12 protein-coding genes and 1 tRNA gene are annotated in these 12,543 nt (G+C 64.5%); 5 read left to right on the top strand and 8 right to left on the bottom strand.

Features of this window, described 5'->3' with window-relative positions; translation table 11 throughout:
* Nucleotides 1–811, bottom strand: an 811-nt coding sequence (locus tag VB734_RS06890; protein ID WP_323243199.1) for a lipid-A-disaccharide synthase-related protein, incomplete at its 3' end; no start/stop codon positions are given.
* Between VB734_RS06890 and VB734_RS06885 the strand changes: the two genes are divergently transcribed.
* A tRNA-Cys gene (locus VB734_RS06885) sits at nt 812–882 on the top strand.
* Between the two features lie 39 nt (nt 883–921).
* Here the strand turns inward: VB734_RS06885 and VB734_RS06880 are convergent.
* Nucleotides 922–1,434 (bottom strand): hypothetical protein, encoded by a 513-nt coding sequence (locus VB734_RS06880; protein ID WP_322782330.1) that lies wholly within the window; start codon nt 1,432–1,434, stop codon nt 922–924.
* 333 nt (nt 1,435–1,767) lie between these two features.
* On the opposite strand from VB734_RS06880, the gene VB734_RS06875 reads away from it, so the two are divergent.
* A complete protein-coding gene (locus tag VB734_RS06875; protein ID WP_322782331.1) occupies nt 1,768–2,730 on the top strand; it encodes an aldo/keto reductase in 963 nt (320 codons plus the stop codon).
* Between the two features lie 32 nt (nt 2,731–2,762).
* On the opposite strand, the gene VB734_RS06870 is transcribed toward VB734_RS06875, so the two are convergent.
* Together VB734_RS06870 and purM are read right to left on the bottom strand one after the other, a co-directional pair.
* The gene (locus VB734_RS06870) at nt 2,763–3,434 is read right to left on the bottom strand and encodes a hypothetical protein (RefSeq protein ID WP_322782332.1); all 672 of its coding nucleotides are present in this window, start codon (nt 3,432–3,434) and stop codon (nt 2,763–2,765) included.
* An 88-nt stretch (nt 3,435–3,522) separates the two neighbouring features.
* Entirely contained in the window at nt 3,523–4,557 is a 1,035-nt protein-coding gene (gene purM / locus VB734_RS06865; RefSeq protein WP_322782333.1) for a phosphoribosylformylglycinamidine cyclo-ligase, read from the bottom strand.
* A 446-nt stretch (nt 4,558–5,003) separates the two neighbouring features.
* On the opposite strand from purM, the gene VB734_RS06860 reads away from it, so the two are divergent.
* Nucleotides 5,004–5,561 (top strand): septal ring lytic transglycosylase RlpA family protein, encoded by a 558-nt coding sequence (locus VB734_RS06860; protein WP_197162199.1) that lies wholly within the window; start codon nt 5,004–5,006, stop codon nt 5,559–5,561.
* Between the two features lie 78 nt (nt 5,562–5,639).
* Nucleotides 5,640–7,232: a bifunctional pantoate--beta-alanine ligase/(d)CMP kinase gene (locus VB734_RS06855; protein WP_197162201.1), complete on the top strand. Its 1,593-nt coding sequence runs from the start codon at nt 5,640–5,642 to the stop codon at nt 7,230–7,232.
* 39 nt (nt 7,233–7,271) lie between these two features.
* Here the strand turns inward: VB734_RS06855 and VB734_RS06850 are convergent, their stop codons facing one another.
* The 3 genes from VB734_RS06850 to VB734_RS06840 are packed head-to-tail and all read right to left on the bottom strand — an operon-like array spanning nt 7,272 to nt 9,315.
* Nucleotides 7,272–7,772, bottom strand: coding sequence for a low molecular weight protein-tyrosine-phosphatase (locus VB734_RS06850; RefSeq protein WP_197162203.1), 501 nt, complete (start codon nt 7,770–7,772; stop codon nt 7,272–7,274).
* Nucleotides 7,772–8,440 (bottom strand): HEAT repeat domain-containing protein, encoded by a 669-nt coding sequence (locus VB734_RS06845; RefSeq protein ID WP_322782334.1) that lies wholly within the window; start codon nt 8,438–8,440, stop codon nt 7,772–7,774. Before VB734_RS06845 ends, VB734_RS06850 begins: the two co-directional genes overlap by 1 nt.
* 50 nt (nt 8,441–8,490) lie before the next feature.
* Nucleotides 8,491–9,315 carry a HEAT repeat domain-containing protein gene (locus tag VB734_RS06840; RefSeq protein WP_231594570.1) on the bottom strand — a complete coding sequence of 275 codons (825 nt, stop codon included), beginning with the start codon at nt 9,313–9,315 and terminating at the stop codon, nt 8,491–8,493.
* A gap of 726 nt (nt 9,316–10,041) precedes the next feature.
* Between VB734_RS06840 and VB734_RS06835 the strand changes: the two genes are divergently transcribed.
* Nucleotides 10,042–10,872 carry a hypothetical protein gene (locus VB734_RS06835; RefSeq protein WP_197162205.1) on the top strand — a complete coding sequence of 277 codons (831 nt, stop codon included), beginning with the start codon at nt 10,042–10,044 and terminating at the stop codon, nt 10,870–10,872.
* Here VB734_RS06835 and VB734_RS06830 read toward each other — a convergent pair.
* Nucleotides 10,851–11,768, bottom strand: coding sequence for an NAD-dependent epimerase/dehydratase family protein (locus tag VB734_RS06830; protein WP_322782335.1), 918 nt, complete (start codon nt 11,766–11,768; stop codon nt 10,851–10,853). The genes VB734_RS06835 and VB734_RS06830 overlap by 22 nt on opposite strands.
* Nucleotides 11,769–12,543 lie beyond the last annotated feature (775 nt).

Here is a 12,543-nt window from a genome sequence, read left to right as displayed (position 1 = left end):
CGGTGGGGCAGAGCACCACCTGGGGCTCTCTTGCCGGCAAGAGAGCCAGGGCCGCCAGCAGCCGATGGGCGTTGGCGAGGGCTTCCGGCAGACGGCTGCCGCAGAGCAGCACGATCCGCCGCCGCTGCCCCAACGGCTCGGGCAGGGGCAACCGTTCAAGCTGATCCATCATCGGGTTGCCCGGCGCCAGCGCCGCCACCCCATGGCGCCTCAGCCCCCTGGCGGTGAGCTCGTCGCGCACCGCCACCAGTCGGGCGCGGCGATCAGCCATCAGGGCCCACTCCCATGGATCCCATTCGCTGCCCTTGCAGCGGTGGTAGCGGTCGGCGAAGGGGGCGCGGCCGGGTCCACTCCTCCAGGTGTAATCACTCTTGGGTGTGCCCAGGAAGCCGTAGGGCGCACCGCTGGCCCAGGCCAGCAGCAGTGGCAGCAGATCCCCTACCGCCAGGATCGGTGCGCCACCGGCACCCCAGCGGCGCACCAGCTGCCACTGGCGCCAGCTCAGGCCACCCAGCCCAGCCCCCAGGTCGCGCAGGAGTGCGGAGACGCTCTGGTTGCTGAAGCCGCCGCTGGGCAGCCTCTGGCGGGGACCCACCCGCTGCAGCCAGCCGTTCTGCTCCGCCTCCCGGTAGGTCTCCCCCTCCCCCACCAGCGGCAGGACCCTGAGGAGCAACTGCGGTTGCCTCTGGTGCAGTGCCTGCAGGATGCGCAGACCGATCAGATCTTCGCCATGGCCATTGCTCAGCAGCAGCAGCCGGGAGTGTCGAGGACGGCTGATACGATCCGCAGCACGGGGGTTCGCCCCTGACATGGCGGCATGGCCAAGTGGTAAGGCAGAGGATTGCAAATCCTTTACCCCCAGTTCGAATCTGGGTGCCGCCTCTGATCTTCCTCCTGCCGGCGGGCTGCCGGAGGGTTCATTCACAGTTCGGCGGTGGCTGCCCAGCGCTCGCCTGAGAGTGCCTTGGCTTCGCAGCGCACGTCGTTCTTCTGCACCGTGCAGGTGCCATCGGCGGGCCAGGCGCTGGGCAGGCTGGTGGGCAGTCCCCGCTGATCGAAGCCCACTTCACTCACGCTGGTGATCTCGGTGCTGAGCGGACCCTCCAGGCGGCAGTGTCCCTCGCGGCAGAGCAGCCCGGGGGCACCGTCCTTGACCACCCCCACGAAGGTGACGAGGTTGCTGGTGATCTCGCCGCTGCCGGGTCCGACAAAGCGGATGTTCAGCAGTCCCTTCTGGTTCTGCTCGAAGCGCAACTCCGAGCAGGGACCTGGGGAGGCCGCAGCGAGGTTGCGTTCGCAGCTGCGGGTGGCGCGATGCATCCGCCCGAAGTCGGTGGGCTGATTCTGATCCGCCTGCACGCCTGGTGCCGGGATCAGCAGGCTGAGCAGGGCTCCGGCCAGCACGATGCCCGCGTGGGGGGGACCAGACCCCACGCAAGCATGGCTTCTGAATGGGCTGGAAGTGGTTCTGACGGCCAAGGGAACCCACGCGCAGGCCCTCCATTGTGGAACCGTCTGGCCCCTGAAGCCCACGGCCGGGAGACGCGGGTTCAGTAGTCCGAATCAGCCACGCAAAAGCCCTGACAGCTGATGCCGTTGCTGGAGGTGCGGCCGCAGTGGTTGCACAGCACCGGATCAGCTTGCGGCGGCGGGGTGGTCTGCGGCACCAGTGATGCCGGTTGTGTCACGGGTGCCGGCGACTGGCTCCGGGGCGGCGGTGTCGTCATGCTCCGATCATGGCGAGGTCGCCCACAGCCCGGAGATTCCATGGCGCAGTCCGTCTCGATCGGCGTGGGCACCTGGGCCTGGGGTAACCAGTTGCTCTGGGGTTACCGGCCCGATCTCCACGACATCGCCCTGGAGGCCACCTTCAACAGGGCGGTGGCCCTGGGGCTTCGCTTCTTCGACACGGCCGACTCCTATGGCACCGGCCGCTTCACCGGCCGCAGCGAACAGTTGCTCGGTGGTTTTCTTCAGACCCTGTCCCCTCAGCAACGCGATCACCTGTGCGTGGCCACCAAGTTGGCTCCTTTTCCCTGGCGCCTGGGCCGCCGGGGCTACGAGCGTGCCTTCCAGGCTTCCCGCCAGCGACTGGGCGGCCGACTCGATCGGGTGCAGCTGCACTGGAGTACGGCCCGTTACGCCCCCTGGCAGGAGTGGCCCCTGTTGGAAGGGCTGGCGGATCTCGTGGTGGCCGGTGAGGTGAAGAGCCTGGGAGTCTCGAATATGGGACCCCGACGCCTGAGGCAGGTGCAGCGTCGCCTGGCCGAGCGAGGGGTGCGTCTGGACAGCCTCCAGGTGCAGGTGTCGCTGCTGGCTCCCGAGGCGGTGACCACTGGGGAACTGGCAGCCAGTTGCCGGGAGCTGGGAGTGGATCTGATCGCCTACAGCCCCCTGGCCCTGGGTCTGCTGAGCGACCGGGCCGATCAAGGCTCGCCCAAGGGGCCCCGGGGGCTGCTGTTCCGGCGGCTGCGACCGAGGATCGGGCCGTTGCTGACACTGATGCGGGACATCGCGGCCGAGCACGGCGCCCAGGTGTCTGAGGTGGCCCTGAACTGGTGCAGGGCCCATGGGGCCATGCCGATCCCCGGCCTGCGCACCCCCGAGCAGGCCGAGGGGGCGGCGGCGGCGCTGGCCTGGCAACTCGACGAGCAGGAGCGCCTCGCCCTCGACCGGCAGGCCCTGGCCCTGCCGGTGAGGATGCCCGCCAACCCCTTTCTCAGTGATTGAGTGGACGCTGGATCGTGAGAAGGGATCGGGGATCAGGCGGGCTCCGCCGCTGCGGAGGCGCCTGTGGGGTCGGGGGAGAGCACCACAGGCAGAGCACCTGGCCTGGTGACGGGAATGCTCACCATCACCGGAGGGGTCGCGCTCTGGGGGCCGCTGGATCCGCTGCCGGCTCCGGCATCCGTGTCACGGCCGTCTGCTCCGGAGCTGTGCTCATCGCAGGCGCTCAGGGCTTCCTGGAGGAGAGAGTCGAATGTGGCTCCCGGCAGGCGGTGGCGTGAGATTTCCAGGAAGGCCCGGGCCAGCGATTCCCCTGCCGCTGCGAGCAGGGCCGGGTTGTTGCGCCGCTCGCTCTGCTCCTGTTCGATGGCCTGCAGGAAGCGTTCGGTGACGTCCCGCTTCGTGCTGGCCTTGATCTGGGTCTCCTGCTCGGCTGGCTGAAGCGTGGGCAGTTGGTCCAGCTCCTCCAGACGCCGGTTGAGGCTGTCCAGCACCTCCTTCGCTTCTGTGGCCACCCGCGAGAGCTGGCCCTCGGACAGCCGGGGCAGATCGGCCAGGAAGACCTTGCCGTGGTCGCGCAGCGTGAGATACGTGGGCCGACTCACGTTTCGCCCCTGGGGGGGAACGTTCAGCCGCCGCGGCGGCTGAGCCGGTTGGGGACCCGCTGAACTGCGCCGTCGGGTGATGCGGGTGCTGGAGGTGTGCATGGTTAGGGACGTATGAATTTCCGGGTGCGCTGCCAGCGATCAAGGCAGCGAAGCCTGGTGCAATCTGCCAGGAGCGGGCATGGGCTGGTCAGTACGGCAAACCCGCCAGGGGCTCCGCTCCGGGGGAGCCCGCCTCCACCAGCCCAAGGGGCCAGGCCTGATGAGCCAGGCGTTCGCACACCTCCAGGGCCAGGGAGACGGCAGTCTCCGGCACCACCAGACAGAAGCCGACCCCCAGGTTGAAGGTGTTCCAGAGATCGGCTTCCGGCACCTCGCCTTCCTCCTGCAGCCAGCGGAACAGCTCGGGCCGCTCCCAGCTGCTGGCCTCGATCCGGCCATGGGTTCCGGCCGGCAGGCAGCGGGGCAGGTTCTCGGGCAGTCCGCCGCCGGTGATGTGGGCCATCGCATGAAGGGGAACAGCCTGCTGGCGCAGGGCCTTCACCAGGTCGCCGTAGAGGCGGGTGGGCTCCAGCAGCGCCTCAATGACCGGCCGGTCATCGCCGTTCAGGAGTGTTCTCTCGGAGGCGCCGCTGCTGTCAAGAATCCGCCTCACCAGGCTGAACCCATTGCTGTGAACACCACTGCTGGCCACGGCCAGGATCCGGTCGCCAGGCTGCACCCGCCGGCCATCGATCAGGTCCTCCTCCTCCACCACGGCCACGCAGAAGCCCGCCAGGTCGTAGCGGCCGGGTGCGTAGAAGCCCGGCATCTCCGCCGTCTCGCCCCCCAGCAGGGCGCAGCCGCTCTGGCGACAGCCGTCGGCGATGCCTTCCACCACCAGGGCCATGGCCTCGGGCGCGAGCCTGCCGGTGGCGATGTAATCGAGGAAGAACAGGGGTTCGGCTCCGCTGGTGATCACGTCGTTGACGCACATCGCCACCAGATCGATGCCGACGGCGTGGTGTCGCCCGTAGGTCTGGGCCACCTCCAGCTTGGTGCCCACTCCGTCACTGCCGGCCACCAGCAACGGGCGCCGCAACCCCTCGGGCAGCCGGCACAGACCACCGAATCCCCCCAGGCCTCCGAGCACCTCGGGCCGGCGGGTGCTCTCGACGCTGGAGCGGATCCGCTCGACGAAGGCCCTGCCGGCGGCCACATCCACTCCGGCCGTTCGGTAATCCATGGCGATGCTCCTGCTGGGCTGATCCTCATCGCCGCTGATCCTCCGACGCCAGCTGACCCGAGGACGTTCCTGCCGCCATCCGCCTGAAGCGCCGTCCAGCCAACCGGGGGTCTGGCAGGGGCCGCCTGATCGATTGTCACAAGATTTGATCAGCCCTGCTGATGGCAGTCATTGGTGTCACTGATCAATATCCATGGTTCAAGCGGTTCTCTGCACTGTGGCTGACAGGGATTTCTCCGTAGATGACTATTTCTGATCAATTCTTGTGCCCAAGCTGCTCATCGCACTTCCTCGGACTTCCTGTAAGTTTCCGGGGTCGTGATTTTTCATCAGGGACTCCACCGCCGGTTTCGCGCTTTCAGCTCTTCCAATCGTCAGCGCGATCCATCAAGTAACGACCCTTCATTCCGAAGACCGTTGCCTACTCGTGGTGGGTTTCGACTGTTATGCGTCGCACTTTTCCCCTGGGGGCCCTTGCCCTCCTGCTTTCTGGCAGCGGCGTTGCCGTTCCTGTGCTTGCCGACTCGGCTCGCTCGGAGTCCGATTCCCGCATGGCCATGGCCCTTCAGTCTGCTCCGGTGTCTGCCCAGCAGTCACCTGAGCCGGTTCAGCCTCCCCAGTCCGTTGCCATCCGCCAGCAGGAAAGCGAGGCACCGGCCACGGAGGCACCCGTCGCACCCACCGCACCGGCCCCCACTCCCCGCCGCTTCAAGCTGGCAGGCACCGGTGAAGCCAGCTGGTACGGCCCCGGTTTCTTTGGCAACCGCACCGCTAATGGCGAGGTCTTCCGCCCCGGCACCATGACTGCGGCTCATCGCACCCTCCCTTTCGGCACGAAGGTGAAGGTCACCAATCTCTGGAACGGGCGCAGTGCCATCGTCCGCATCAATGACCGCGGTCCGTTCCACGGCAATCGCATCATCGACCTGGCCCATGGCGCTGCCCAGAGCCTGGGTCTTGTCGCCAGTGGCGTCGCTCAGGTCCGCCTGGAAGTGGTTCAGTAAGGGCTGAAGGCCTGCACCCCGTCCACCAGGTTCAGCCCATCCGGCATTCTGCCGGGTGGGCTTTCCTCTGCCGCCACCATGCAGCTGCTGCACACCTGTGATGAGTTGCTGCGTTGGTGCAGGCCTGCCGCAGGGGTTCCGGCCCCGGCTCTTCACTTCGTGCCCACCATGGGCGCGCTTCATCAGGGCCACCGCCGTCTGATCGAGCGGGCTTTCGCCCCCCTCTTCCCCTCCGGGCCGCAGCCGCGGGTGCTGGTGAGCGTGTTCGTCAATCCGCTGCAGTTCGGCCCAGGGGAAGACTTCGAGCGCTACCCCCGCGATCCTGGTGCGGATGCTGCTCTCGCTGCTGCGGCAGGAGCATCGGCCCTGTTCGTCCCCAGCGTCGAGGAGCTGTTTCCCGGCGGTGAAGCCGAGCTGACCCGGGTCCTGCCTCCGCCCGCTCTCCTCCAGGGCCTCTGTGCCCGCTCCCGAACGGGCCACTTCGAAGGGGTGGCGACGGTGGTCGCCAGGCTCCTGGCCCTCGTCCGTCCTGACCGTTTGCTGCTCGGCGAGAAGGACTGGCAGCAACTGGTGATCCTCAGGCGGATCGTGGCGGATCTGGCCCTGCCGCTGCGCGTCCAGGGTTGCGCCACCTGGCGGGAGAGCGATGGTCTGGCGGCCAGCTCCCGCAACCGCTACCTCTCCGGGCCGGAGCGACGGCGGGCGGCCTCCCTGCCTGCAGCCCTGGCCCTGGGGCGGAGAGCCTGGGAGAAGGGAGAGAGGAATGCCTCCCGCCTGGAACAGTTGGTTCAGACGGAGCTGGAGCGAGCCAATCTGCCAGTGGAGTATGTGGAGATGGTGGAGGCCCGGCGGCTGCGTCCTCTGGATTCCTCATCGCCATCCAAGGGTCCGCTGCTGCTGGCGGCAGCCGTCCGCTGTGGCCCCAGCCGCCTGATCGATCACCTCGTTCTCATGACCCGTCCCCCGATCGTCGCCATCGATGGCCCCGCCGGGGCTGGCAAGAGCACAGTCACCCGGATCCTGGCCCGTCGCCTCGGCCTGATCTATCTCGACACCGGCGCCATGTACCGGGCCGTGACCTGGTGGGTGCTTCACCACGGGGCGAATCCAGCCGTGGCGGCTGAGGTGGAGCCGCTGCTGGAGGGGCTGGAGCTGAACCTCGACCTGGAGGCCAGCGGCGATCAACAGGTGAGCGTCAATGGCCACGACGTGAGCCAGGCGATCCGTCATCCCGAGGTCACGGCCCAGGTGTCCCAGGTGGCGGCCCACGCCTGCGTGCGCGAGGCGCTCACCCAGCAGCAGCGGGCCCTCGGCGCCCGGGGCCGGCTGGTGGCCGAGGGCCGCGACATCGGCACGGCCGTGTTCCCCGACGCGGATCTCAAGGTCTTCCTCACCGCCACGGTGGCAGAGCGGGCCCGACGCCGGGCCCAGGACCTGGAGCTGAGGGGGTTTGCCGTGCCGCCCCTGGAGGAGCTGGAGGCCCTGATCGCCGAGCGCGACCATCAGGACTCCACCCGGGAGGTGGCCCCCCTGCTCCAGGCCGAGGATGCCGTGGAGCTGATCACCGATGGCCTGACCATCGAGGAGGTGATCACGAGCCTGGTGGATCTGTTCCGTGAGCGCGTTCCCGAGGAGGCCTGGCCAGCACCGGAGGCGGGCACAGCAGCCTGAGTGGCGGAGACCGGTGCTGGGCTCCAGCCAGCCGTCGGCTCATCGTTCCGCTGGCTTCGAGGGGGAGCTGGTGGCCAGCAGGTCGTCGAGCAGGCCGGTGCAGGCATCCTCGAGCAGATCCAGCACCCCCTCGAAGCCAGCGGCGCCCCCGTAGTAGGGATCGGGTACCTCACGAACCCGGTGCTTGCGGCAGTGCTGGGTGATCGGTCTGATCTGGGCCCTGGATCTACGGCCCCGGGTCATGGCCTGGACCGCCGCCAGGTTGTCGTCATCCATGGTGAGGATGTGATCAAACTGATCAAGGTCGGCGACCACGATCTGGCGGGCACGGCTGGGCAGGTGGATGCCGCGCCCGGCAGCCGCGGCTCGCATGCGGGCATCGGCCAGCTGACCGGCATGCCAGTTGCCCGTGCCGGCCGAATCGACACTGAAGGATTTTTCCAGACCACGCAGCTGCAGGTGGTGCAGGAACACCCCTTCTGCGGCCGGGGAGCGGCAGATATTGCCCAGGCAGACGAACAACAGACGGGAGCGCTCCATCAGCCCCCCACCCCGCCAGCGAGGCGGCTCAGGGCAAGCCCGGCCCGCAGTCGCACCACCGGGGTGTCGTCCCCGGGCTCGCCGGCCAGCTTCTGCAGGGCCTGCAGTCCGGAGCGATGCCCAGGCTCTGCTCTGCCCATGCCGAGCAGCAGTCGCTCCAGTCCCACCGCCACGGCGTAGCGGACCACCCATTCGCCATCGCCGCGACCGCCCAGAAGGGCGTCGAGGCAACGCTGCCTTACGTTGATTTGATCGATCTGGGGCAGGGCCTCAAGGCGGAGCTGACCCAGGCCCCGGGCCGCGGCTCGCCGCACGCTGGTCCCGATGTCGCAGGCCAGGGCGCTCTCGAGTAGGTCGAGTCCACGCACGTCGCCGATACCTGCGAGGGCACGCACCGCCCAGGCCCGAGCTCCGTAGTTCCGTTCATCGAGGCTGCCCAGTAGCGGCTCCACAGCAGGGGGGCCGATCGCGATCAACCCATCCACAGCCGCCACAGCGGCGCCAGGATTGTTGAATCCAAGCACTTGGAGCAGGCAATCAATCGCGTCCAGGCCCTCGGGATCGCAGGACGATTCACCCTGATGATCTGCCTTCGCCAGAGCAGCGAGGGCTCCAGCCAGATTTTCGGTCGCCTTCTGCAACCCTTCCGCGCTGTCGGCGCGCTCCACGGCTCTGATCCAGGGCCTGATCAAGCCCAGCCCATCGGCTGCTGTCTTACTCAAAGCAAGTCGTCCATCGCCCGGAGCACAGTCTCGGTGTCAGGGGGGGCTTGGCCCCGTTCCACCAGCCCCCGCAGGGCGATCAGTTTGAGGCTGTTTTCCGCAAAGGTGTCCCGGATCGGCTCGAGCGCCGCTCGCCAACCCACGGCGCCCAGGTCCATCAGGGCGGAACGTCGGACCTGCAGCTGGGGATGTTCAAGCAGTTCGATCAGGTTGTTTCCCCAGCGCCGATCCTGTGTGAGCTGGAACAGGGCCCTCGCGGCGGCGCTGCGGATCAGGGGCCGCTCGTGGGTGGCGAAAGGCTGGATCGCGGCCACCACATCGGCAGCGGCTACGCCGATGTCCCCGAGGGCCTCGATCAGGGCCTCGCAGGGTTCTCGTAACCTCAGGCTGCTGGGAAGGGGTTGCCCGGCCTGATCGCTGGCCAGGCGGGCACAGATCGGCGAAACGGCCTCGCTTGCACGGAGTTCCCCAAGAGCTCGCGCCGCCGCTTCCCTCAGCCCGTCGTCCTCGTCCTCAAGGGCAGCAAGCAGATCGGGGATTGCCTGTGGATCCCCCAGCTTCCCCAGCGCCCGGGCAGCATTGCGGGCCACGGCGTTCTCTTCCACACCGGACGAAACCGCACGGGGCTGACGCCGACGCAAGGCCGCCCGAAGCAGGGGCACTGTCTCTGGATGGCGGCTGCGCATTCGGCCCAGCCACCAGGCGGCGTAGTACTGATGGGATTGATCCTCGCTCTGGCGTAGGCGCTGCAACGCTTCCTCCTCCGAGATGGGTTCGCCGGCTGTGGCCATGGCGGAATCCAGATCAGCAGTGCCAGCCATGGCCCGCACGGTGGAGAGGGGAGCCCTTGATGTTGCCACTGCATCCACCCGGTGGGCCCGATCTCCCCATGCCCTGATGAGCACTCGGCGGCGGGATCGCTTCTTTGGAGCTGGGTCTTGGGAGAAACCGCCGGTATCCGGCTTTTCCAGGCCCATGCTCTCCCTCCCAGCCACTGGGTCAGCAGACGCCTGCTTCGAGGGGCACTGCTTCAACACCTGCCGGGAGAGGGTGCAGATCGCCATTGATGCGAAGACATCCATGCAGACAAACATAGTGGAGAACAGCACTTCGTCTGTAATTGTGGCTTGGTATTGTGGCTACTTACTTGGCTGAACATAGGTGTTTCCGCTTGCTGGCGAGGCTTATGCTCTTGCGGGTAGAAAGGTCAAAGTCTTCTCCTGAATTGCCTGGTCTATCAGCGATCTGGTGAGCATCTTATGCGTTAGGCGCCCCCTACTCGGAATCAGTACCTTTTATAATCTGATGACCATTCTTGTCTAAGACCACCAGCGGGTGGGCCCCACCCAGCCCTTCCAAAAACTGCGTCTACGGGCACTGCAGGCTGATCTGAGCAAGGGGCTTCTCGCCTGCTCAGACATGAGAAGCAGCTCCGCCACCCCAAGCCGGTAGTGCCGAACGTCACCTCCAAAGGTCCACCTTCAGCTGGGCGTTCCTGCGTCCTGAGAGAATCAGGCGATGGGGATCCTGATTCTGGGCTGAGCACCATGGCAAGCACGACCAACCAGAGCAACGCAGGAGCTGAGCATCAGTGGGATCTGATGCGAGCCAGCTTCGATGGCGACTGGCAGGGGGTGACGACCTGGTACGGGCGAGAGAGCGCTGGAATGGATCTGACCCGTGGACAATCAGATCCAGCTGGGTCGATGTATGCAATATCATTTTCAGATGCCAACACGGGACTTTGGCATGGAACAGGCTTGCGATTTGCTTCTAACGGGGAACGCAAGTTTCCTTTGCAGAAACATAATTACAACTTAAGCAACAACTGTTGGCATTTTCAAGATACAGCTGGTCAGTCAAGTCTGGAAATGGACGGAAGTGCGGGCCGTGCAGGGCATGAAATTAATTTTTTTACCTCCCGCTCCCGCTCCATGATCATTGCTCTGTACCAATGGCAGGAAGAATATGGTATGGTCTTGCAATCCTTGGCCGCGACACCCTTTCGCTGCCAGCGAGCTTGTGTAGATCCCGTTCGGGACGGTCCAGATTCTCAGCAAAATCTATTCCAGGCCATAGCAGGCTGGCCTGGTATGGAGCAGGAATTAAGACCCGGCAAGTGGCCTGAGAACGCACCTCCAAAACGTCCGATCGCGGGGTTCGCTTCCAGAAGCTTTCAAAAGCATGATGTCAACGGCTATTTTGCTGACAACCTAATGTGTAGTGTGCCAGGAAGCTTGCATCAAGGACCATTTGATCTGAATTTTGGATGCATGTTAAGTGCCAAGAGCTTTGTACATCTGATCATTGAATACGATGAGAAGCATCAGCTGACTCGTTGGGTTGAACGGCGTTATCAGCCCACCATGGAAGGTTGAGTCAACGTGAAGCCGAGTCGCTTGAGTTTGGCATTACTCACTCTCGCATTGAGCACTCGATCGGTCGTGTCCACCGACAGCCATTTTGCTGTAGGCAGGCCAGCCAGTTCGCACAAGCGATCGGTAAGCTCCTGACCGGTGTACTGAGTATCATTCACCAAATTGTAAATTTCGTTGAGTTTGTGCTCGAAAGCAAAATTTATTCCACGAACAATATCATCAAGATGGACCCAGCACGGCACATTCTGGCCATTGCGCTGAATCGTGCTGCCAGCGGCTGAAAGGAGCATGCCGGGAATATCACGGCCTGGGCCATAGATACCGCCTAGTCTTAGAATGCAGACGTTGACTGTCTTTGAGCGGACTGATTGAATCATTTCTTCGGCTCTTGCCAGAACCTCATTGACGGGGTGAAGACAGTCGAGCTGGGCGTTTTCGTCAGTCATTGCTCCGCGTCGATTTCCATAAACGCCACAACTGCTCAAGTGGACTAATTGAAGCGGTGTTTCGCTTGACCGCCGCTTTAACGCATCAATTAATAATTCTAAACCTCCAAGGAACGTATCCCGATATTGATTAATGTCAACATGAGCACTCTTTGAGGGAGCGAAGGACACTAGTACTCCATCAAGGTTTTTGGTAAAATCTAAGCTACTGCTGGAGTCCGTGGAATCAAAAACAACCGGCGTATCAACAAGTTCAGCCAATTCATTCAAGCGTTCACGACGGGTTGTGGTTCCCCAGAGTTCATGTCCCTGCTGCCTCCAGGTCTTGGCGACCGCTTCACCCACGTAGCCACAGCCCAGGATGGCCCTTTGCTCACCTGAGGGCAGGATGGGACGCTGCTTCTTGGCCAGCAGCTGGTAAAGCGAGGCCAGGTCTGGAGAGGAAGTCACGCGACTGTTGCATTTCGTAAAGTTTAGCTTAGAGTTGTTGAGGACGTGTGGCGAAGGCTACTGTTTGTCACCATGCAGGTGGTCTGCTGGTCGGCCTCACTTGAGATGATGGTTTGAGGTGTGCCGTTCCAATGCCCAGCTACCGGATCACTGCGGAGGGACTTGAGGAACTTCAGGTGACCTGTTCAGGTTGCAGTGGCGACGCCCTCGTTCTGGCCCTCAAGGACCAGGAGATGCGGAGCTATAAGGTGAAGCGGCGCAGCGATGACTGTCGCCAATGGTGGTTTCAGGTGACCTTGGGCCCTGCAGGAACTGGAGCCAGCGAAGACAGGTCTGTCACCAAGGAGTTCAGCGTCTATCGAATCGAAGATTGATGGTGCGATTGACACCACTGATCACTCACACGACTCCTGATGACGGAAATCCCTGCTGGTTCCCAGCAACCAGCCGTTGAGCGAGTGAGACAACGTCCTCCCCGTCAGCGCCATGCCGGTGGCTCCGGCCTGCCGATTGGTGGACCGCAGCATGAGCATCCTGATCAAAGGCGAGAGCTGCCGGCGTAAGCGCGAATGGCGAGCAGGCAGCTGCGCTTCGGCCAAGTTGATTTCGCCGCCACTCCGCATGATCCAGCACCCTTCGGTGCGAGGAGGGTAGCGCCCCTCCGAGTGGTGTAACTCAGGAGGTCCTGTGACCCTCTCCGGAGGGTGAACAGGAGCAGTCAGGGGATGACTGCTTGGAAGCTGATTGCGCAGCTCCATTGATCCATTATGAACCC

The organism is Synechococcus sp. BA-124 BA4, assembly GCF_034931165.1.
Note: the sequence above shows the minus strand (reverse complement) of the source record. Positions and strands in the feature narration are given on the sequence as shown.